We start from the raw sequence: 21917 nt of genomic DNA, 5'->3' as shown, positions 1-21917 counted from the left end.
GAAGAAAAAATTTCTGAAAAACCGAAAGACAATCCGATTTCGGGAACTGTTGTTCGAAAAACAACTGCCGATTTAATAAAAGACGCAGATTTTGAGGAATTTTAAACGCAGATGAAAAATTCATTTTTAACGTTTTTATTAGATTCAAATATTTGCGCAGTAGAAATTACAAATGTTCTCGAAGTTCTGAATTATGGAAATTTTACGATAATTCCTGGTGCAAAAAATTATATTGAAGGACTGATTTATTCTCGCGAGCAGGGAATTACGGTTATCAATTTGAGAAAAAAATTCGGCTTAAAAGAAAAAGAGCCGGACAAAAGTACTAAAATTATCGTTATTTCCGTAAAAAAAGAGGAAGAAGAGAGCGAAAAAATAACGCTTTATGGTTTGGTTGCAGACCAAGTTTTGGACGTGCAGAATCTTGAAGAAGATGATGATGTTGAGTCAAAATGCAAAAGTTCAATCCCTAAAGAAAATATTAAAAAAATCTTGAAATTCGAAGATAAAAATATTTTTATTCTTGGTCTTGAAGATTTGTAAATAATTTGTCAGAATTCAACGAGCGCTTTTTAAGGCGAAATAATTTTGTTAAATATGACGGCGTAATTTTATTGACCTTACAAAGTCATTTTTATATCTTTAAAGTAATAATTATTGGAGGCTATAAAAAAATGGCAAAAGCATTTGAAATGAAAGACTTTGACCTTACTGGCAAAGTAGCTTGGATTACAGGCGCTTCTTATGGCATCGGTTTTGCAATTGCAAAAGCATTCCATGCTGCTGGCGCAAAAATCGTTTTTAACGACCGTGGACAGGAACAGTTGGAAAAAGGTTTTGCAAACTACAAAGAAAACGGAATCAACGACGTACACGGATATATCTGCGATGTTACAAAAGAAGATCAGGTTATTGAAACTGTTAAAAAAATCGAAAAAGATGTTGGCGTTGTAGATATTCTTGTAAACAACGCTGGAATCATCAAGAGAATCCCGATGACAGAAATGTCTGCAGAGGATTTCCGCGCTGTAATCGATGTAGACCTTAACGCTCCATTTATCGTTTCAAAAGCAGTAATTCCTGGAATGATTAAAAAGGGACACGGAAAAATCATCAACATCTGTTCTATGATGTCTGAACTTGGACGCGAGACTGTATCTGCATACGCTGCTGCAAAGGGCGGACTTAAAATGCTCACAAAGAACATCTGTTCTGAGTACGGCGCAGACAACATCCAGTGCAACGGAATCGGACCTGGATACATTGCGACACCGCAGACAGCTCCTCTCCGCGAGAAACAGCCAGACGGCTCTCGCCATCCGTTCGACCAGTTCATCTGCGGACGCACACCGGCAGGACGCTGGCTCGACCCAGAAGAGCTTGCAGGACCAGCAGTATTCTTGGCTTCTGACGCTTCAAACGCAGTAAACGGACACATCCTTTACGTAGACGGCGGAATCCTTGCATACATCGGAAAACAGCCTAAGTAAGCAGTAATGCAATAATTTGAAAAGCCCTTCGGTTTTGCAATCGAAGGGTTTTTTTATGAAAAATTTAAATGCAAAACAGATATTTTATGCGTTAGCGATTGCAGTGGTTGCCTGGCAAGTGCGAAGCACCGGAGGCGCATTAGACGCCGTAGCCACGGAAAGCGCGGCCTGTGTGTTTTTTAGTGCGGAATTGTGTTTTTTTTATGTTTTTGTCGCCATTTGGCTGGCGGGCAATGCCGTTTTTGATTTTTTGAGCAGTTACAGGAAACGCCCAAAATAAAAAAAGCGACAGATTTATTATCCATCGCTTTTTAGAAAATTATATTTTGTGGCTGCAAATTGTTAGCTGGTTGCTAGCGGACAGTTAGACTTCTTCGGCGCAGCTCTTAAAGCAGGCAATGCCTTCGGCCATGTATTTTTCGCGGAGCTTTTGGCAGATTGCGATTATTTTTTCAGCCTCTTCTTCCTGACAGTAAATTATGTACATTATGTTGAGCTGTGGCCAAATTGCGTCTCCGAGGCGTGGATTTGAATAGCCGGCTCCCATTACGTTTGCCAGTTTTGTGTAACGGGCGGCGACTTTCTGTTCCTTAAATTCTTCCATAAAGTCTTCTTCGAGCGCCTGGGAAGTAATAATTTCCAGCCGTGTCAATTTTCCGGCGTGTTTTCTGATATTTTCGATATATGACATTTTATTCTCCATAAAGACCTCCTCTCCGACTTTTGTTTTTATTTATTGCCGGACTGTTTTATTTCAATTGCCTTTTGCTTTGCGGCTTTTTTTGCGGCCTTTTTAAGCCGTCGGCTATTAAAGATATAGTAAATTGACGGCATAATAAAGAGCGTCATTAACGAACCGAATGTCATTCCTCCGAATACTGTGAGTGAAATTGGTTGCATTGAAGACGAGCCTTCTCCTGGGAAGAATGCCATTGGAGCAAGCGAGATTACGGTTGTCAATGTTGACATAAGAATTGGGCGCAGGCGGTTGCGTGCTGCCTGAATACATGCTTCTTCGAGTTCGTAGCCACGTTTTCTAAGAAGGTTTGTGTAGTCAACAAGAACAATACCGTTGTTTACAATTGTTCCGACAAGAACCAGAACGCCCATGATTGTAATTACGTTAAGTTGGTTTCCAGTGAGCGCATAAATTGTCATTACGCCGATAAACGACAATGGAATTGTAAGAATTACAATGAACGGGTCGAGCATTGATTCAAACTGAGATGCCATTACTACGAATACGAGGAAGGCTGCAAGAATGATAACAAGGCCGAAGTTAAACACTGCTTCCATCATGTCTTCGAGGTCGCCAGAATAACTGATAATTACGCCGTCTTCTTTTGTAATGTTCTGTTCGATAAGTTTTACAACTTCTTTTTGAACATCGCCGATAGAAAGTCCTTCGTTTGGCTTTGCAGTTACGTGAATGATTCGCGACTGATTTTCGCGGAAAATTGTAACAGGAGCGGTTGATTCTTCATAATGCGCAAAACTTGAAAGAGGAATTCTCTTTCCGCTTGAAGTTACCATGGAAATTGAGTCGAGATCGCCAAGTCGTTCGCGGTCTTTTTCCGAAACGCGGACAACAACATCAATATCGTCTCCGTTTTTTGTAAACCGGCTTGCGGTTTTTCCGTTGATTACGCCTGCTATTTCTGAACCGACTGTATAAACGTTAAGTCCGAATTCCTGCATTCTGTCGCGGTCAAAAATAATATTTGCCTGTGGAAGTCCGTCTTCAAGGTCTGAATCTACTTCGCTTACCCAGTCTTTTCCTTTTTCTTCGAGAACTTTGCGAACTTGGCGTGAAGTTTCCATTACAAGATCCAGATCGTCTGATTTAATGTTTACAGATACACCGGAAGAACTTGAAGCGCTGTTTGCATTTGCGGCAAAACTCAAGGTTGCTCCTGGGAACATTGTAAAGTATTTTCTGAGCTTTGCTTTTGCTGTTTTTTCGTTGTCGTATCCTGGCAGACGGTCTTTTGGTTCGTACAAGCTGAATGTTACAGAACCTGTATTTGTTTCTGATGATGAAGAAATCATGCTTGTTCCGCCGACTGTTACGCTTGAATATTTAATGCCTTTTAATTCTTCGAGAGCCATTGTTTCAAATTCGCGGATAACATCTTCCGTAATTGAAAGTTTTGTTCCTTGCGCAAGTTTAAAGTCCACTTCAACGCTGTTAGCAGCAGACGCCGGCATAAAGACGAATCCAACTAGTTTAATTGCGCCCATTGAAACAAAGAAGAGAACAACAATTGCCGCAATAAATGTTTTTCTGTGGTGAAGTACAAATGCAACTCCTGACGCATATTTTTCATCAAGTTTGTCAAAGAAGTTGTTAAAAAACTTGTTTATGGCATAAGCAAAACCTCTGCCTTCGTTTCTTGTTCCGCCGACTTTAGATACATATTTTGAACACAAAACCGGAACCAAGGCAATGGCAACGACAAGAGAAGACATAAGCGAGAAAATGATTGTGTATGCCAAATCGTTGAACATCTGTCCCATCATGCCCAATTTTTTCTGGAAAACAAGCATTGGAAGGAAGATACAAACAGAAGTCAAGGTTGAACCCATGATTGAAGTAACCATTTCCTGTGAACCAAGAATCGCTGCAACCTTTGGTTTTGCATCGCGCTGAATATAAGAGTAAATATTTTCAAGAACTACAATCGAGTTATCTACAAGCATACCAATACCTAGCAAAAGTCCTGCCATAGAAATCATATTGATTGTAATTCCTTTTAAGTACATACAGACGAGTGTAATCAAAACAGAAAGCGGAATTGAAAGTCCTACGATAAGCGTTGATTTTAAGCTTCGAAGGAAGATGAAAAGGACTGCAATTGCTAGCAAAGCACCCTGAACTACCGAATTTACAACTTCGTTGATTGTCTGAGAGATGATGTCTACAGTGTTTGAAGTTTCGAGAATTTCAACGTCTGCAGGAAGTTCCGTCTGAATCTTTGGAAGCTGTTTGCGTACGTTTTTTGCAGCCTGAACAGAGTTTTTGCCTGACTGTTTTGTAAGCATAATCATTACACAAGGACTGCCGTCAAGATATGCAAGTGTAGATTCGTCCTTGTATCCATCGTAAACGTCTGCAATGTCGCGGAGACGGATTGTACGAACTTCGTAGTCTGAGCCTGCTTTGTAAGAAATTACAGTGTTTTTAAGGTCTTCTATGCTTTTGTATTTACCATCGTTTTTGATTGTATAATTTATATCTCCAGAAGTGATTGTACCGCCAGAAGACTGAATGTTCTGAACTCCAATCATCTGCGCAACTGTGCTGATTGTAAGCCCATAGGCTTCAAGCCGGTCTCGCGGAATGTCTACGTTGATAGATTCTTCCCGTCCGCCAGAAACTGTTGCGGAAGCGATTCCGTCAAGCTGTTCAAGGCGCGGTTTGATTACGTCTTCGGCCATAGTCCTCAATTCTTCTGGAGTACGGTTTCCTCGCACTGCCAGATTCAAAATTGGCATCATTGAAGGATCCATTTTGATTGTAATAGGTGAATCGGCATCATCTGGCAAATAACCGCGCACCATATCGATTTTGTCCCGGACATCTCCTCCTGCGGCGTCAAGATTTGTACCGTAATTGAATTCGAGGAATACGATAGAAAGTCCTGACATTGAGCGGGACTGCATCTTTTTTAAGCCCGAAAGACCGGAAAGGGAAGTTTCGAGGGTTGATGTAACGCTTTGCTCAACTTCTTCCGGACCTGCATTGTCGTAAGAAGTAAATACAATCATGTACGGCAAATCCATTTCCGGGAACATATCAATTGGAAGCTGGGTTGTACAGAAAATTCCAAGAATAACTGCCAGTACAAAAAGAAGTTGGGTTGTTACGGGTTTATTTACACACTTTTCAGAAAATGTCATATAAATCTCCAGATACTGTTTTTTCGGCTTAGTTTGAAGTTGAATTTGAAGTGATGTTTACTTTTACGCCATCATTCAAAAGCGACATGCCTTTTATTACGATTTCATCTCCGGCTTTAAGGCCTTTTGCAATTTCAGTTTTGTTATCGACAGAAAGTCCGGCTGTTACAGGAACAAGTTTTACGGTTGAGCGTTTGTCTGAATGAGGCTCAACTACGAAAACGTAATTTGCTGAATCGCGTGTTACAACTGCTGTCGAAGGAATTACGATGGCGTCTTTTACAGATTCTGTTACGAGCCTTACGCGGCCGTACATTCCGACTTTTACGCGGCTGTCTTTTTTGTCAAAATGAAGCTTTACGCCCATTGTGCGTGTTGCTGTGTCGAGAACCGGGCTGATTTCAAAAACAGTTGCCGGAAATACAACGTTTGGATAAGCATCGAAAGTTACAGTTGCTTTTTGCTTGTCAGAAATTCTGCTGATAAAGCGTTCTGCAATGTTGATTTTGATTTCGAGGTCGTCTGTGCGCGCAACATTTGCAATAGGAGAAGACTGGCTTACTGTCGAGCCGATTGTAGTTGGAAGAGAAGTGATTCTTCCTGTAATTGGTGAGTGAACCGGGCTGTCGTTGTAAACTGCTCCTGCGCGAAGCGGGTTTACATAAGCGATTACCTGACCTTTATTTACCATGTCGCCAACGTTTACGAGAATATTTGTAATTTTTCCTCCCTGATCCGGCAAAACGGCAACTGAGTTTACAGAACTGATGTCTCCGCCAAATTCAAGATAATCGTCGAGATTTCCGGCTGCGGTTGTCAAAGTGCTTACTGCAAAAACCTGTTCAGCTTCCGAGTTTGCTTCTGCGGCAGCGTCGTTTTTTTTGCCTCCGCAACTTATTGCCAAAGGTAATGTTATTGCAAGAGCGCCAATTGTAAAAATCAATTTTTTAAGTTTCATAAGTTTCCTCCAGTTTTAGATATGATATTTATTTTGTTATGGCAGAATTAGATCCGCCTGTTAGTTTTACATTCAGAGTATTTTCCAAATCCATAAGAGCGGAAATATACTGGTATTTTTGGTTCAACTGGCCAAGCTTTGCCTGATTCAAAGAATTTTCAGAATCGCGCAAGTCCAGGAGTTCTGTAGTTCCGCTGCGGTAAGAGCGCAGCTGCATATCATAGGCTTTTTGAGCAAGCTGAACTGAGCGGTTCATATTTTCAATCTGCTGTTTTGCCTGGTTTAACGTATCCACGGCTTTGCGAACTTGAACCTTCTGGTTTTCTTTAAGGCTTTCAACTGCAAGTTCAAGCTGTGCAAGCTGCTGTCGGTAATCTTTTACCTGCTGTCTGTTTGAAGACCACGGGAGCATATTTGTAAGGTTCCAGGCAAGCGTTAAGGTTAAACTTCCTGAATCGTACCATTTGTCATTTTTTCCCAAATCTCCTGCAAAACCGAATGCCTTAGCGTTGTTGTATGGAAGTCCTAAAGAAGAACCGTCTGTGTACATCGGAGTCCAGCCATAGCTTAATGCAAATGTCGGAACCCAGGTTGAAAGGTCGAGGGCGGTAATTCCTAATTTTGCGGTTTCCATATTTTTCTTCATTGACTGAATCTGAAGGTCGTTGTCTGCGTATTTATTAAGCAAGCCTTCTGTCGTTACATCGACATATTGCGGCTCGATAGAACTTGTAAGCTCAATTTTTGTGCCGACTGGAAGTCCGATTAAAAAAGCAAAAGTGTCGAACTGCTGGTTCAAAGTCTGTTCTGCAGAATCAACTGTCGGTTTTGTATTTTCGTAGTTTACCTGAGTTTGCAAAAGGCTGATTTCTGGAACAAGGCCGCTTTTAAAGTTTGCTTCCGCCTGAATCATTCGCCGACGAGCATTTTCGAGAGTCGTTTTTTGAATTTTTAAGCTTTCCTGCTGAAGAAGAAGCCCGTAATAAATTTTTTTGACATTTACGAGAGTTTCATTCTGGCTTTGTTCCCAGCTTATTTTTCCTGCCTCGTAATTTGCCTTTGCAATTTGAATTTTTGCAATGTATGCAGGTGTAAAATTCCAGCTTACAGAAGCGCCTCCGATTACATCCCACCGAGATTCCTCATCTGGATAATCTGTGATGCCATATTGGGCGTAAGAAGGACTGATTTCGTTTGAGCGTTTCATTGTTCCGTTTACAGAAACATTTGGCAAAAAAACGTTCCAGCTTACGTCCGAAGCGCGTTTTTTCATTTCTAAATCAATGTCGTTGCTTTTTAAGGTGCGGCTGTTTTTTAATGCGTATTCAACAGCCTGGTCTATCGTTAAAGTAACGGTTTTTTCTTTTTGTTCCTGGGCAAAACCAGCAGAAATAAAAAGAGTTAAACTGAATGCAACAAGTAATTTTTTCATTTTGTTTCTTTACCTCCAATATTTTTTACTTTTATTTTAGGACTGTCAAAAAATTCAAAATCCTGAAAGGCTTCATTTTTTAGTCCAAATTTCAGTTCCTTAGTTTAAAATTTTGCTCCATACATCAAAAAATCAAACATATAATTCAAGGCCTGGTTAGTTTCTTCGTCCGAAAACTCGTGTTTTATTTTTAGAATTATAAGCGAAACAGGCAAAAGACCTGACCAAATCGTAATATGTTCCGGACGAACCGAAAATCCAAGGTCAACTTTTTGGGCAATCTCGGTCATTCTCGTTTCCCAGACATTATTTGGGCCTAAAAACTCTTTTTCGTCATCGACAGTGTGTTCTGCTCCATTTTGCAAAAGCCAGCAGCAAAGTGACAAAATCGAAGACCGTGTGGAAAAATACGAAATCTCGGTTTTCATATTGATATAGATGAATTCCGTGTAAGTTTTGGCTTCGGCGCAGTTTTCTTCGCAAATTGTTCCTAAAAGCGAAATTTCCTTTGCAACAAGATGAAGAAGCATTTTGTTTTTGTTTTCAAAATAAAAATACAGGCTGCTTTTTGCCAAGTTGAGCTCGTCGGCAATATGTTCGACTGTAACGTTGTTTATTCCATATTTTGCAATCACATTTGAAAAAGCGGTAAAAATTTTATCTTCTTTTGGCAAATCTTCTTCGTTAATTTTGCAAATTTCATCGAGTTGCGCAAAACGCTCTTTTGAAATTTTTGAAGTCTGATTAGATTCTCCGATTGTACCGACAATTCCTTTTTGAATAAAATTCACCATTTTTTTTGAAAAATCACCGGGTGAATCCGTTTTTTTTCCGCAGATAATTGCTTTTTCACGTAATTTTATAAAATACAAAATTGTAACTGCGCAAAAATAAATGCGTGAATATTTTGCCAGCGTGTTTTTTTGATAAGATTTGTCAAAATCGTTTTTCAGGCCTCTTGAACGAAATTCATCACAAACTTTTTTTTCAAAATCTTTTATCTGCGCATGAATAATTATAAAGTAGTTTATATATTGAGAATTTTCTGTAAAAAAGCTGATTATTCTTGCAATTTGTTCATTTAGGTTTTCTGAATCAGAATTTTTGTTTTGAATTGCCGATAGCTGAGAGTAAAGAATATCAAAAAACTGTTTCTGCATACTTTCTACAACAGCATCTCTGTTTTTAAAATGACGATAGATTGCCGTTTTTGAAATTCCGACTTTTGCCGCTAGCTGGCTCATCGAAAAATCCTTAAAATACGGCTGTTCGTAAAAAGAGAATGCTGCGTCTAAAATAAGCTGCTTTGTTGAAGTTTTTTGAGACACGACAACTTCCTTGTAAAAAAAACTACCGAACAATCGGTAACTAAAATATATCGAACAATCGGTAACTTTTCAAGGTTATAATTAAATTTTATGAAAAGAATTTGAGTTCATCTGTCTGGAAAAAAATTAAATTGAATATGAGCCTTTTTTTTTGTAAAATAAAAAAACTATGGAATTTACACAAGAATCTATCGACGCCCTCGTTGTCAACGAAGTGGACATTATGAAAAAAATTGCGGAAGAGCTTAATATCCGTGTAAGTCAGGTTAGCGCTGTTATAAGTTTGATTAACGAAGACTGTACAATTGCCTTTATTTCGCGTTACCGCAAAGACAAAACTGACAATCTTAACGAAGTTGAAGTTGCTGAATGTGATCACAAGTTTAAATCATATAAAAATCTTGAAGAACGCCGTCTGGAAATTGTCCGCGGAATTTTTGGCCAGGGAAAACTAACCGAAAGCCTTTACAATGCTGTTATGGGCGCAAAAACTTTGACAGAGCTTGAAGATTTGTGGGCGCCGTTCAAGAAAAAAAAGAAAACCCGCGGAATGGTTGCAATAGAAAAAGGTCTTGAGCCTTTGGCAGATTTTATTGAAGGACAGAACGACGATGCCGCAGTCGAAGCCGAAGCGCAAAAATTCATCAAGACTGATAACGAAGATGCCGCTTTGAATGTTGAGTCGTTTATGGACGCAATTGCCGGAGCGCAGGATATTATTGCCGAGAGAACTTCCCAAAATCCTCAGAACCGCTCGGATGTCCATGATCTTTACATGGCGGAAGGCGCAATCGAAACAAAAGGAATTGTTCCTGAAGGAGCTGATGCCGAAACTGCGGAAAAAACTTCTACATATAAAATGTACTGGGATTATTCCGAAAGTTTGAATCAGGTTAAGCCGCACAGAATTCTTGCAATGAACCGCGCAGAGCGTGAAGGCGCGCTTTCTGTAAATATCAATGTGCCGGTTGACGGTGCAATCGCTCTTTTGCAGAAAAAAGCAAAACCTTCTAATAAGTACCACAATGATGCGATTGAAGATGGACTTGTCCGCCTTCTTTCTCCTGCCGTAGTCCGCGAAATTCGCAGCAACGAAACTGACGAAGCTGACGACCACGGAATCGAGCTTTTCTCAGAAAACTTAAAAAATCTTCTTATGACACAGCCAATCAAGGGAAGCCGCGTTCTTGGCGTTGACCCTGGCTACAGAAACGGAACAAAATGCGCCGCTCTCGACGAAACTGGAAAATTCCTCGGATTTTTCAAAATCTTTCAGGAGCAGAATCCGCAGGACGCTTACGAGCAAATTAACAATGCAATCGACAAATACGACATTCAGGTAATTGCAGTTGGTAACGGAACTGGTTCTCAGGAAGTACAGGCGATTGTTTCTAAAGTTCTTTCTGAGAATTATTCTGATTCTGATGTAAAATACACTGTTGTTGATGAAAGCGGAGCTTCTGTTTATTCTGCTTCTCCTGTTGCGACAGAGGAATTTCCGGAACTTGATGTTATGGTTCGTGGCGCAATTTCGATGGGCCGCCGTCTTCAGGATCCTCTTGCCGAACTTGTAAAGATCGATCCAAAAGCAATTGGCGTTGGACTTTATCAGCACGACGTAAATCAGAAAAAACTTGCTGAACAGCTTGATGAAGTAGTTTCGTCAGTTGTAAACAATGTCGGCGTTAATCTGAACACTGCCTCTTATATGCTTTTAAAATACGTTTCTGGAATCAACCTTTCAACAGCAAAAAAAATCGTTGCTTATCGCGACACAAACGGAAAAATCAAGAGCCGCGAAGAGCTTAAAAAAGTTCCTGGAATTGGACCGAAGGCTTTTGAGCAGTGCGCAGGCTTCCTTAAAATTGCAGAAAGTTCCGATCCGCTCGACAATACTTGGGTTCACCCGGAAAACTACGAAGTTGCCCGCGAAGTATTGTCTTACGTTCAGCAGAAAAAGACAGTTCCTGCAGATGTAAAAAAATCTCTCTGCGAAAAATACAGCGTCGGCGAAACAACTTTGAACGATATAATAGAAGAACTTGGAAAACCAAACCGCGACCCTCGCGACGGCTATCCGGCTCCAATCATGCAGAAGGGCGTTGTAAATTTTGAAGATTTGACCGTCGGAATGAAAGTTACCGGAAAAATCAAGAATGTTGTTGACTTTGGTGCATTTGTTGACATTGGCTTGCACGAAACAGCTTTGATTCACATTTCTGAATTGAGCGACAATTTTGTTTCTGACCCAATGGACGTTGTAAAAGTTGGCGATGTAAAAGAATTTACGATTATCGATCTCGACAAAGACCGCAAGCGCATTTCTCTTTCGTTAAAGAGCGACGCTCACACTCGTCTTGGACAGACAAATGAAGGCAAAAAGCCAAAGGCTATGGACGGAAGCGCTCCAAGACGCAAGGTTGTCGTTGTTAAAAAGGGAGGCGAAAAACCTCGCGAAGCCGCATTTGCCGGTTCTAAGCGTCCGGGCGCAAACCGTGGAAGCGATGACGGCTTGTCATACAATCCGTTTGCAGCGTTCTTCAATAATCAGAAATAATCGAAAAAAGCGTTATTTTATAGGAAAATAACGCTAAAATTATTGGAATTTGCCATTTTTGCTTTATACTTGTGGTATGAAACAGAAATGGCAATTTTTTTTAGTCCTTAGCGGACTATTTGCAGGTTTTAATTTTTTCTCATGCGACTTGGAAGCTCCAGAAAGAATTTCCATAAAGACGAGCGGAACAAATTACGAATTTCCGCTTGGCAGCGGCTCTTTTTTGATTCGCGACAAGATGAGCGCAAGCGAGCTGCGCAAGAATTTTAGCGAAAATCTTTCAGAAGGTTCGGAAGAAATAAAAGTTTACGATTACAATCCGACTAAATGCAACGACGATGTGCTTCAATATTTAATAAAATATCCGATTAAGGAAGTATCGCTTGGGCTTTCTGCTGACGGCACAAACGATATGAATTTTTCGACAAAGATTGAAATTTCAAATTTGAACGAAAATATCGGAGAGGCCCTCAAAATCGAAGAAAAATCTTATCCAATTATAGAAACTGGCACTGATTCGGTAATTCCAGAAAACAAGGGAATCTCTTTTAATATTACGGCACCTTCTTTTTCAAGAATTAAGCTTTCTGCCGGAAGTTTTAAAATCTCTGTAAATCCAGAAAACGCTGTTTCCGAAGATTTTGAATTGAACGCAAAAGTAATTTTGTGTGACGAAATTGGAAATGAAATTGCTTCGAGCGAAGAGCGCAATATTGCTTCTGGAACAGGAGATTCTCCCCTTGTGCTCGACCTGAGCGGAAAAATTTTGCAGCCTGAAATGAGATTTAAGCTTTCTGGAACAATGAAGGGCGGAACAGCAGGCACCGTTCATAATTTTAAAGTTTCTATGCAGGCAGATTCTTTCAAGATAAAGCAGGTTGCTGGTTTAACCATGACTGCCGAAGAAATTGGAGACTTGGACGATAATCCAGAGACTCCTGACGGCTGTGTTTCTTTTGAGAGCGACTTTGATTTTAGCGGTATAAACGATTATTTAATCAGCGCGGAAATCGAATCTGGAAAATTGAACGTGTTCAGCACAATTCCAGATGGCTGGAGCGGAATTACTGCCGGCATTGAAAAAATAAATGTTTCGCAGGGAGACGGTTTTAAGGTTTCTGAAAATGAATTTTCTGACGAAACATTATCTGCCGAAGACGCCGCAAAATATCTTTTCAATAAAACCGCAATTCTCGAAAATCAGACTATAAAACCTTCCGATGATGCAGGAAACGTCAAGGTAAGCGGACAGGTTTCTGTCAGTTTTGAAAATGCAACCCTTATTTTTGATGAAGCAACTGCCAATCCCGAAGTAGAAATCGGCGGTTCTTGTAAGATTGATAAAATCAAAAGCCTTAAAGTCGACATTTCCGCTTTGAGCGAGGCTTCGGATTTGACTGGCGAAGTTGACACCGGCTTGAATTTCTCCAATTTGTTAAAGGACAATCTTGGAGATGCGAGCGACCTTATAAAAAATATTCAGTTTTCTGGAGTTGAAGGTTATGTTTTTGCGATTCAGCCGGGAATTGAGGTTTTTAACGGAGTCAATTATTCGAACTGTAAACTGGAAGCTGTTTACGAAACTGACGGAATTAGTAAAACTTCTGAACTTGTAAATGGCAGTCTTGGCCTTAAAGAAACTCAAATTGATTTGGATGCGCTTGCCGACGAAGATTATATGATTACAGATTCTTCGATTTTTTCTCCAGAAAACTATTCTGTAAAGACGAAAGATTCTGCGGTTTGCGAGCTTTTGAACGATATGCCGGACAGTTTAAAAATCAAATACGAATTGAGCGGTTTTTCAAATGCGACAAATGAACTCGAATTAACTGGCGAAGATTTTGAAAAATTGACTGAATTAAAGTCGGTTCAGATTTTTATTCTTCTTAAAGTTCCGCTGCAGTTTACTTTGACAGACAAGGTTGATTTTCCGCTTGATTATCATGAAGCAGACGGTTATGTGACGGTTTCTGACATTCGTCATCTTATAAATACAATAAACGGCGACGATGACTTTGACGAAAACGAAGACCTCTTAAAACGCGACAGTGAAGAAGATTTTGAGGATGTTACAGACTATTTTGATCTTGTAGATTCGGTTTCGATTTATTACAAGACAACAAATTCTACTCAGCTGGAAATTTCGGGAAGTATAAAAGATGACAGAAATCTTATAGAAGAAAAAACTCTTTCGTTTGAACAAAGCGAACCAGGCGCAAAGTTCAAAAAAATTGGACTGACTGGCGAAGAAATAAAAAATGTTTTTGACAATTATCCTTTTACACCAAAAATTCCGGTCAAAATAAAGGCTGACGGACAGTTAAGGCAAATTCCTCGCAATGCGGAGTTTGGAATGTCAGGATATGTTCAAGTAAAACTTAGCGGGCAGGTTGAAATCTGGAACAAAAACGAAAAGGAGGAAAACTAAAATGAAAAAACTTCTTGTTTGTTTTTTGACTTTTATTTGCGCTTCTCTTTCGTTTGCAGAATTGAAACGTTACGACCGTAAAATTGAACTTGGGATTGAAACAGAAGCCGGAGCTTCTAACAATTTTGTCCGCTTAACGGACTTGCTTGTAAAAGACCTTGTTATCGACTTGGACGAATTTTCGAATGAGCTTTCCGATGACGGTTTTATAATAGATTTTAATGCCAACGTAAAAAGCTGGTTTGCGCTTAATTTTAACGAAAAGTTCAGGCTTAATTTTTTCTGGGGAATTGACGGCTCAGGATATACAGGCATTTCAAAAAACTTTTTTGATCTTTTTTGCAAAGGTTTTGAAGTAAATTCGAGCGAAACGATTGATCTAAAGATTTTTAGCGATGTTTATGTTCAGACTGGAGCAACATTCAAGACAAAGATAAAAGATTATGGAGTGCATTTTACGCCGGCAATTTTTGCTCCTGTAATTCATATTATGGAAACAAAAGGAACAGCAAAATACACATCGAACGAAGACGGTTTAATGCGCGCAGAAGCAGATTTGCCGTTAAATGTTTATTCTGCAATTGATTTGGATGGAATTGACGACAAGACAATTGATTCTGCATTTATTCAGGAATCTCTCTCTGAACTTGTAAAAAGCGCCGGTTTTGACTTTTCGGGCGAAGTTGAAAAATCGTTTGGAAAAAGACTTGATCTTGGAATTTTTACAAGAATACCAGTTGTTCCAGGACGCTTAAAATACAAGGCTTATAAACGCTTCTGGGGAGTTTTTGAGCAGCAGAATGCCTTTGGTATTTTTGACGAGACAAATTCTTATACAAAAGATTATGGTGAAGATGATACCGTTTACAGCAAGGAAACAAAAAAAGTGCACAGGCCGTTTATTTTCGGTTTGGAAGCTACCTGGAGACCTTTTGGAGCGTGGTGCGAAATTTGTCCGAAAGTTGATCTTGCAGTGCGGAATCCTTATTCAAGCGACTGCATGGTTTACGGTGAATACAATTTATCCGCAGACTTCAGGTTGCTGAACGTTGTTGGCTTGAAATTTGCAACAGGATACGAAAATCTTATCTTCAAACATTCTATGGGCTTTATAATAAATGCCCATATTCTTGAAATTGACGCCGGAGTTCAAACTCGGGGCGCGGACTTTTCAAGAAGTTTCGGCGTAACAGGTTTTGCCGCTTACGTCGGATTAAAAGCAGGATTTTAGTTTTTAATGATACCGGTGTGCCCATGCGCGCGGGCTCATGCCGGTATTTTTTTTGAATACTGAGCTAAAGTAATTCTGATTTTGAAAACCAAGGCGCGAAGCAATTTCTGCAAGTTTTATAGATTCAACCTGGAGAAGATTTTTTGCCTGCTCAATTTTTAATTTTTCGTGCAATGTTTGAATTGTAAAGCCCGTCAGTTCCTTTGCTCTGCGTACAAGATGAGATTTACTTACCATAAGCTCATCTGCCATTTTGTCGAGATTTGTCATTTCACTTAGATGTTCAACCAGATAATTTGTAATTTGCCGGACAGTAATTCCATTCCGGTTTTCCTGCGAATTTTCGGATTTTAAATGCAAGATTCCAACAAGCTGCTCGCTTGAAAGCAGCATTGACCGTTCTTTTGTGCGGCCTTCTTTTAAGTAGACAGAATGAAGCGCATTGCTCAAAAGCATTCGCACAGTGTCGTAAACAGAAATGTTCTGAGTGCCGATTTCCAAAAAAGCATAGCCAAAGTATCTGTCAGCGTGATAAAGAATTTCGAGCATAAGACTGTAGCGTCTGCCGTGCGGAAAAAAAGTTTTTGGAATACAGGCTGGATCGTAAACTTTGAAAGGCAGTTTTTCCTTTATGTCGAGAGGCGGCTCCGGCAAAATCAATTCGATGTTTGAAGAAGTCAAATCAATTGTCATATTGTCGGAAAGGCAAAGCACAATTCCCGGAATTTCCATTTCTGAAAGCTGATAACGCAAAACGTCTTGAATTTGTTTTCCAGTCGTCGCGCTTGCAAAATTCATGGCAATTTGAGACAAATTGTTCATTAAATAAGAATTTTCGCGGGTTGAGAGAGTGTCGTATTCAATAAAAACTGAAACAAGTGAACGCAGCTGATGAAAAATATTTTCGATATGAGAAAACTGTTTTTCATCGTCTTTTACCATTGGAAGAATGATTTTTCGCAAGTTTGTAATATTTTGCTGGAGCTCGCTATTTACAAGGACAGAATCTTTCCGGATATTTTGCAAGAGATTTTGAAACCATCGCAATATTGAGCTAGGACTTTTTTGTTCATAAATATCATCAAAAATAGCATCAATAAGATTTTTGATTTCTGCTTCCGAGCGTCCTGAAAAAATATTTCGGGTTAATTTAAAAAGATAGTTTCTAACTTCTTCTTCGGACAGATTTGAGCCATGCATAGAGTTCGATGTGTTTATTTCTTCGCCGGCATCTTCAATGCTCTGCTCAAAACAACCGCAAGATTGGCGGATAAGAAGGGTTGTAGGAACAAGACGCGTCTTGAATTTTTCTTCCGGAGCCATAATTCTGTCGATTAAAAGTTCAACAGCAGCATAACCGCGCTTAAAATACTCAAGATTCATCGTTGTAACTGGAGACCGCGCGGTAATTCCATTGTATTGGTTGTTAAAGCCTGTTACGGCAACATCTTTCGGAACGCAGATATTTTGTTTGTCTAATTCTTCGATTACAGTGGCCGCAATAATGTCCGAAGACGTTATAATGCAGTCGATTTCTGAGCGGTCTTTTAAGTTGTAAGCAGAACAAAGTTTGTTAACTGCCATGGCAATGTCGATCGAATCCATCGTTTTTGTCATATAGATTGAATCAGGCAGTTCTGAAATTCCGTATTTTTTAAGTTCGTTTTGAAAAGCGTTAAGACGGCGCATATGTGGTTCTGAAATTTTTGAACCAATAAAGACAAAGTGCTTGTAGCCGTGCTTATTTATAAGATGATCCATTATCAGCGCGATTGAAGAATTGTTGTCTATGCGGATACACGGAATTCCTTCAATATCAAGATAACCGATGTCTACCATTGGAAGCGGTTTTAAAGCATTAAAAGTTTGAACTATGGTTTTTGTGTCTAAAAAAGAGCAGAGCGAAGAAGTCCAGGTTACAAGTCCGTCAACGAGAGGAGCTTTCATAAAACGGAAAGTTTTCAGATAGTGTGAAATAAAATCAATATCGTCAAAAAGCGAATATTTGATTGCTCCTGCAAAGTTGATGAAATTTAAATCGTAATCAGAGGCGGCCTTCATCATGCCGGCAATGTATTCTTGACCGATAAATGAACGGAAATCGGCAATTCCTGTAAAACCGACAGTAACACGGTTTCCCTGATTTTTGCGTTGAGTTAAAAAAGCGCGGCGTTTTGCAATTCCTTGGTTCATAGTTTTTCTATTATAGCACTACAATGAGCATTTTTTATAGAAAAATTTATAAAAATAATGAACCGAAGTTTGCCAAAAAAAAACTAATTCAATCCCATAAAAAAAGGAAGAATTATTACGGAAAGAACTCCGCAGACAGCAATGCTCAGACCGCTCATTGCGCCTTCAACATCGCCCATTTCCAGAGCTTTTGAAGTTCCCATTGCGTGCCCGCAAGTTCCGCATGCGACACCGCGGGCTACAGGTTCTGCAATTTTAAAAAGACGACAGAGAATTAGGGCAAAAGTGTTGCAAAAAATTCCTGCCACGCTGACCATCATAATTGTAAGGGCTGCAAGGCCGCCGTTCTGTTCGGTGATTGCAATTGCGATTGGCGTTGTAATTGATTTTGGAAGAAGAGAAACGTATTCTTCGTGCCCGATTTTAAAAATAAGGCAAACTCCAAGAACAAAAAAAGCGTTGGAAATAATTCCGCTTACTATTCCAAGCACGATTGCAAGCGCATTTTCACGAAGTTTTTGGAATTGACGGTAAAGAGGAATTGCGAGAGCGACTGTTACCGGCGTCATAAGATAATACAAAAAATTGGCGCTTTTTAAGTATTCGGAATAAGGAATTTTAAAAATAATCAAAACAGCGATTACAATTGCGCTGGAAACAAAAAGCGGCGAAAAAAGAACAAAATGTGTTTTTTTATAAAGCCAGGTTGCCGCCAAAAAACTTATAAGCGTTATTGAAAATCCAAACGAAACAGAATTTGTTAAAAAAGTTGAAATATGCTCCATTTTTTAATCCTTATTGTCTGCCATAGAATTTGACGGCTGAGATTCTAAATTGCCGGAAGATTTTTTGTTATTTCGGGAACGCGCAAGTTTTGCAAAAAATTGAGTTACGTGGCCGACAACAAAAAAAATAAAAGTTGTGCCGAGCAAAGTTATAATTAAAATCGGAACCCAGTGTTTTTGAATAATTGGCCAGGCAACGATTAAACCAACGGTCGAAGGAATAAAAAGAAGAGGCATAATTTCCAAAAGAAAATCAGAAAAAACTTCGACTTCCTGCAGCGGCATAATTTTAAACTTTAACGCGCAGAACATGAGCACAAGGCCGTAAATCGAAGCCGGGACAGGCAGCGGAATAATTTTGTGCAAAACCTCGCCAATAAAGCAGATTGTTACAAAAATTGCGAATTGTTTAACGAATTTCATAAAACTAACTCAAAAAACGAATATTAACAAAAGTTATAGCAAAAAAGCCGTTAATTTAATATAAAAAACTCAAAAAAATTTTGTTTTAAGAGGCCGGAGCGCAATTTGCCCGCAAACCCGCTTTCCACAGTTCCGCTATACGCTGCATTCGGCAAAGCCGAACGCCTCCGGCGCTGTTCCAATCGGGGCTAGGTTTTGTGGCAGGAATTAAAATAAACCTACAGGCAGAGCAATTCTCTTAATAAGAAATAAAATGCAATTTCTAAAAATATTGTCAAAAACTATTAAAATTACAAAGTAAGCGACAAGATCGAGGATTACAACTGTAAAAAATTTTCTTTTAATTGTTAAAAAAGAAGAACCGCAGGTAAACTGAAACGAAAAAAACACCAAAATATAAAGCGCAAGAAAAATCAAGAATTTATCGTTTACAAGGCTTAGACAAAGTGTAGAAATTGCAAGCAGGAGAATTGCAACGATTTTATTTGCGCCGTTAGCTAAGAAAAGCAAATAAAAGAATTTGAATAAAAGGTAAAAAATAATAAGTGCAAAAATTACAAAAACGGCAGTTTCAGAAATATTTTCTAATGGAGAAAAAGAATTAGCTAGTATAATTATTGTGTTAGCGTTTAAGTTAATAAAAAAATTTTCTAGTTGGTCAAAATTTAAAAAATCATGACGGATATAAAAGATAATTCCGCAGGCAAAGATTACTTCAAAAATAATGTCAAAAAAGTGAAAAATCCCGCGTACGAATAATTTATTTTTGAATGATTTTGTTTTTTTGCAAGGAGTTTGAACCTCTGTTTCGTCAGAAGTTTTTTGTTCTGTTTTAGATTTTGTTTCTGGCTGCGAAAAATCGTCTGTATTGCAATTGTTTTGAGTTTTTTTATGAACTTTGGAGATTTTTTTTCTAAAGTCAAGAAGTTTTAAGCCAATTGAAGTTAACCAATTTTGAATTGCAGAAATAATTTTTTTGAAAAATAATTTTATCTTAAAAAAGAGCTCAGAAAAGAACATTTTTGTTTTAATTTTAGCGAGGCAAAAAACACTTTTACATTTTATAAAAAAAGACTTCATACTTTCCCCTTCAAAAATAAAATTATCTGCAAATGTATGTCGCGACAGTCTGATAAGAGCCTGCTTTTGTGGACGAAACGCCTATATTAAGTTGGCTGACATTTTTCGGAACTGAAAAATCCAAAGAGAATGTTCCGTCACCATTTTTCTGCATTTGTGAAAAATTCTTGCCGCAGATTACAGCCGCAAAATTTTTGCTTGGACAATTAATTTCAAAATGATAGGTTTCATCTTTTTTTTAAGGCATTTCAATCGGGCAAATTACTTTTGCATCAAAAGAATTCTGATAAATTCGAGGATAACGAATTTGACTTCCTTCCTGAGCATTCACAAAAAATTCTGCACATCTGGTGCCTTGATTTCCTGATTTTTTATAATAGAAAACCTGAATCCGGTAAGTTCCTGCTTCGGGAAATTGAATTACGGTGTTTGAAATATTTCTGTTCGTTTGGGTAAAAGTTGCGTTTTCAATTCTCTTGTTTTTTTCTGTCTGAACTACTGAAAAATCTAAGTAATAGTTTGCTTTTGTTTCATATTCAAATTGAATCGAATTTAAGACTTGATTTGTTTTCTTGGGTAATTCTGCATTTTTAATTATAAAATTTTCAGCGACTTCAAAAAATTTCGGCCTAAAATCTGCAAGTTTTAAAAACTCGGTATTTGAAACCGGTTCTTTTAAAAGTTGTTGTTGTTGTCTTTCTGGCAGATGTGTAAAAATAAAATGTTCTGGTTTTATAAAAAGCCAATCAGTTGTATATTTTTGAACCGAATTTTTTCCGTTCATGTAACCAGAATCCCAAGTGCTATCGATAAAATAATAGGCGTTTTCAATTTTTACCATATTCCATGCATGGTTTGAATCCGTATTGTTTTCTGTCATAAGGGAAGTGCCGACTCCGCGTGCATAGCCGGAAACCTTTGAATTTTTAAAATTTAAAGTGTCCAAAAATTTCTTCAAAAGATTTGAATATCCCTCACAAACTGCATAGCCAGTTTTTAAAACATTTTCATAATTTTGAGGCGGAACTGTTCCTGCCCAAAAATTCTTAGCATCATATTTTACATTTAAAGCAACGAGGTCATGTGCAATCTTCACTTTTTCAAAATCATCTGTAGAATTTGAATTTATAAATTCGCAGCATTTATTTACGTATTCTGCCGGATTAGAAGTTTTTAACTTTGCAATGTTTGTAGGAATTTTCTTTGCCATAGGATGCGGCGTATCTGTTCTAAAAGAATAAGCTTTTTCGTAATCTTCTGGAATTTTATACATTGTTGAAGAGACTTTTTTATTTTTTTGAGTTTCATTATTTTGAATGTTGGAATTTTCACTCTCGAAAAGAGAAGAAATTGCTTCTTGTAAAGAATCAATAGTTGTACAAGAAGAAATAATAAAACTTAATATTACGCAAAAGGTTGTAAAAAGTAATTTTAATTTAGATTTCATAAAAATATTTTAGCATAAATTCTTGGAAAATCAATTTAATAGGTAATAAATATTACTTTTAAAAGAGTTCTAAAAAACAAAAATGTCTGCATAATTTTTACTTATGAACGCAGACAAATCTGATGTTGCACAAATCTTTGCTCAGAATTTAAAAAAACATAGAAAAAGAGTTGGACTAACACAAAAGCAACTTTCAGAGCGTCTGGAAATTTCTCAAAAACATCTTTCATTTATTGAAACAGGCGTTCAATTCGCTTCTGCGTCATTGATTGACAGAATCTGTCGGGAACTGAACATTTCCTGCGGAGATTTGTTTGCAAGCGAAAAAGACGTCAATATAAAAGAAGTGAATATGATTTGCGCAATGATGCAGAATATTATGTTTCCTCGGCTGACAACGATTGAATCAAAACTTGAGAATATAGAAAAAAAACTGAACAAAGAACAGAGTATGTCTTTATAATTGCCCAAAAACGAATATCTCATTAGAATAGAAGAAATTTGTTGTTTTTGAACAAAAAAATGTGGCTCTTGCGCCACCAGGATGGATAATATAATGGAAAACAGTAAAAGAACAGTAACTTGCGGCGAGCTTACTAAGGCTGACGTTGGCAAGAAAGTTGTATTGAACGGCTGGGTTAGCCGCACGCGCGACTTGGGCG

Annotated in this window: 17 protein-coding genes; 7 read left to right on the top strand and 10 right to left on the bottom strand. The window is 38.4% G+C overall.

What is annotated here, in order from left to right; translation table 11 throughout:
* Positions 1-111: 111 nt before the first annotated feature.
* The 3 genes from B4N75_RS07050 (at position 112) to B4N75_RS07040 (ending at position 1770) form a co-directional block, all read left to right on the top strand.
* Positions 112-543: a chemotaxis protein CheW gene (locus tag B4N75_RS07050; RefSeq protein ID WP_296019109.1), complete on the top strand. Its 432-nt coding sequence runs from the start codon at positions 112-114 to the stop codon at positions 541-543.
* A gap of 131 nt (positions 544-674) precedes the next feature.
* Positions 675-1490: a gluconate 5-dehydrogenase gene (locus B4N75_RS07045; RefSeq protein ID WP_296019102.1), complete on the top strand. Its 816-nt coding sequence runs from the start codon at positions 675-677 to the stop codon at positions 1488-1490.
* A 55-nt stretch (positions 1491-1545) separates the two neighbouring features.
* The gene (locus B4N75_RS07040; protein WP_296706990.1) at positions 1546-1770 is read left to right on the top strand and encodes a hypothetical protein; all 225 of its coding nucleotides are present in this window, start codon (positions 1546-1548) and stop codon (positions 1768-1770) included.
* An 84-nt stretch (positions 1771-1854) separates the two neighbouring features.
* On the opposite strand, the gene B4N75_RS07035 is transcribed toward B4N75_RS07040, so the two are convergent.
* From B4N75_RS07035 to B4N75_RS07015, 5 genes are all read right to left on the bottom strand, one after another.
* A complete protein-coding gene (locus B4N75_RS07035) occupies positions 1855-2193 on the bottom strand; it encodes a PG0541 family transporter-associated protein (RefSeq protein ID WP_296706988.1) in 339 nt (112 codons plus the stop codon).
* 26 nt (positions 2194-2219) lie between these two features.
* Positions 2220-5390: an efflux RND transporter permease subunit gene (locus tag B4N75_RS07030; RefSeq protein ID WP_296668479.1), complete on the bottom strand. Its 3171-nt coding sequence runs from the start codon at positions 5388-5390 to the stop codon at positions 2220-2222.
* A 28-nt stretch (positions 5391-5418) separates the two neighbouring features.
* Positions 5419-6348: an efflux RND transporter periplasmic adaptor subunit gene (locus B4N75_RS07025; RefSeq protein WP_296019072.1), complete on the bottom strand. Its 930-nt coding sequence runs from the start codon at positions 6346-6348 to the stop codon at positions 5419-5421.
* A gap of 28 nt (positions 6349-6376) precedes the next feature.
* On the bottom strand, positions 6377-7780 hold the full coding sequence (locus B4N75_RS07020; protein ID WP_296706986.1) for a TolC family protein: 1404 nt from the start codon (positions 7778-7780) through the stop codon (positions 6377-6379).
* Between the two features lie 104 nt (positions 7781-7884).
* Positions 7885-9108 carry a TetR/AcrR family transcriptional regulator gene (locus B4N75_RS07015; RefSeq protein ID WP_296706985.1) on the bottom strand — a complete coding sequence of 408 codons (1224 nt, stop codon included), beginning with the start codon at positions 9106-9108 and terminating at the stop codon, positions 7885-7887.
* Between the two features lie 169 nt (positions 9109-9277).
* Between B4N75_RS07015 and B4N75_RS07010 the strand changes: the two genes are divergently transcribed.
* The 3 genes from B4N75_RS07010 (at position 9278) to B4N75_RS07000 (ending at position 15327) form a co-directional block, all read left to right on the top strand.
* Positions 9278-11665: a helix-hairpin-helix domain-containing protein gene (locus B4N75_RS07010; RefSeq protein ID WP_296706983.1), complete on the top strand. Its 2388-nt coding sequence runs from the start codon at positions 9278-9280 to the stop codon at positions 11663-11665.
* A gap of 76 nt (positions 11666-11741) precedes the next feature.
* On the top strand, positions 11742-14096 hold the full coding sequence (locus B4N75_RS07005) for a hypothetical protein (protein ID WP_296706981.1): 2355 nt from the start codon (positions 11742-11744) through the stop codon (positions 14094-14096).
* 1 nt (position 14097) lies between these two features.
* Entirely contained in the window at positions 14098-15327 is a 1230-nt protein-coding gene (locus B4N75_RS07000) for a hypothetical protein (RefSeq protein WP_296019043.1), read from the top strand.
* A 3-nt stretch (positions 15328-15330) separates the two neighbouring features.
* Here B4N75_RS07000 and B4N75_RS06995 read toward each other — a convergent pair whose 3' ends face one another.
* The 5 genes from B4N75_RS06995 to B4N75_RS06975 all read right to left on the bottom strand — a co-directional run bounded on the left by B4N75_RS06995 (position 15331) and on the right by B4N75_RS06975 (position 21255).
* Positions 15331-17520, bottom strand: a complete 2190-nt coding sequence (locus B4N75_RS06995) for a substrate-binding domain-containing protein (protein WP_296668488.1) — start codon at positions 17518-17520, stop codon at positions 15331-15333.
* 83 nt (positions 17521-17603) lie between these two features.
* A complete protein-coding gene (locus B4N75_RS06990) occupies positions 17604-18305 on the bottom strand; it encodes an LrgB family protein (RefSeq protein WP_296019024.1) in 702 nt (233 codons plus the stop codon).
* 3 nt (positions 18306-18308) lie between these two features.
* Positions 18309-18728 (bottom strand): CidA/LrgA family protein, encoded by a 420-nt coding sequence (locus B4N75_RS06985; RefSeq protein ID WP_296019017.1) that lies wholly within the window; start codon positions 18726-18728, stop codon positions 18309-18311.
* 207 nt (positions 18729-18935) lie between these two features.
* Positions 18936-19238 carry a hypothetical protein gene (locus tag B4N75_RS06980; protein ID WP_296668490.1) on the bottom strand — a complete coding sequence of 101 codons (303 nt, stop codon included), beginning with the start codon at positions 19236-19238 and terminating at the stop codon, positions 18936-18938.
* An 808-nt stretch (positions 19239-20046) separates the two neighbouring features.
* Complete coding sequence (locus B4N75_RS06975) at positions 20047-21255, bottom strand: transglutaminase domain-containing protein (protein WP_296668492.1); 1209 nt, start codon at positions 21253-21255, stop codon at positions 20047-20049.
* 103 nt (positions 21256-21358) lie between these two features.
* Here B4N75_RS06975 and B4N75_RS06970 point away from each other — a divergent pair, with 103 nt between their 5' ends.
* Positions 21359-21718, top strand: coding sequence for a helix-turn-helix domain-containing protein (locus B4N75_RS06970; protein WP_296668493.1), 360 nt, complete (start codon positions 21359-21361; stop codon positions 21716-21718).
* The last annotated feature ends 199 nt before the right edge of the window (positions 21719-21917 follow it).

Origin of the sequence: Treponema sp. UBA7570 (assembly GCA_002477955.1) — a bacterium.
In the GTDB taxonomy this organism is placed as follows: Bacteria; Spirochaetota; Spirochaetia; order Treponematales; family Treponemataceae; genus Treponema_D.
Note: the sequence above shows the minus strand (reverse complement) of the source record. Positions and strands in the feature narration are given on the sequence as shown.

Bases quoted from the DNA above. Each gene is read 5' to 3' on its own strand.
- B4N75_RS07050 (WP_296019109.1), top strand. From the start codon at position 112: ATGAAAAATTCATTTTTAACGTTTTTATTAGATTCAAATATTTGCGCA.
- B4N75_RS07045 (WP_296019102.1), top strand. From the start codon at position 675: ATGGCAAAAGCATTTGAAATGAAAGACTTTGACCTTACTGGCAAAGTA.
- B4N75_RS07040 (WP_296706990.1), top strand. From the start codon at position 1,546: ATGAAAAATTTAAATGCAAAACAGATATTTTATGCGTTAGCGATTGCA.
- B4N75_RS07035 (WP_296706988.1), bottom strand. From the start codon at position 2,193: ATGGAGAATAAAATGTCATATATCGAAAATATCAGAAAACACGCCGGA.
- B4N75_RS07030 (WP_296668479.1), bottom strand. From the start codon at position 5,390: ATGACATTTTCTGAAAAGTGTGTAAATAAACCCGTAACAACCCAACTT.
- B4N75_RS07025 (WP_296019072.1), bottom strand. From the start codon at position 6,348: ATGAAACTTAAAAAATTGATTTTTACAATTGGCGCTCTTGCAATAACA.
- B4N75_RS07020 (WP_296706986.1), bottom strand. From the start codon at position 7,780: ATGAAAAAATTACTTGTTGCATTCAGTTTAACTCTTTTTATTTCTGCT.
- B4N75_RS07010 (WP_296706983.1), top strand. From the start codon at position 9,278: ATGGAATTTACACAAGAATCTATCGACGCCCTCGTTGTCAACGAAGTG.
- B4N75_RS07005 (WP_296706981.1), top strand. From the start codon at position 11,742: ATGAAACAGAAATGGCAATTTTTTTTAGTCCTTAGCGGACTATTTGCA.
- B4N75_RS07000 (WP_296019043.1), top strand. From the start codon at position 14,098: ATGAAAAAACTTCTTGTTTGTTTTTTGACTTTTATTTGCGCTTCTCTT.
- B4N75_RS06995 (WP_296668488.1), bottom strand. From the start codon at position 17,520: ATGAACCAAGGAATTGCAAAACGCCGCGCTTTTTTAACTCAACGCAAA.
- B4N75_RS06990 (WP_296019024.1), bottom strand. From the start codon at position 18,305: ATGGAGCATATTTCAACTTTTTTAACAAATTCTGTTTCGTTTGGATTT.
- B4N75_RS06985 (WP_296019017.1), bottom strand. From the start codon at position 18,728: ATGAAATTCGTTAAACAATTCGCAATTTTTGTAACAATCTGCTTTATT.
- B4N75_RS06975 (WP_296668492.1), bottom strand. From the start codon at position 21,255: ATGAAATCTAAATTAAAATTACTTTTTACAACCTTTTGCGTAATATTA.
- B4N75_RS06970 (WP_296668493.1), top strand. From the start codon at position 21,359: ATGAACGCAGACAAATCTGATGTTGCACAAATCTTTGCTCAGAATTTA.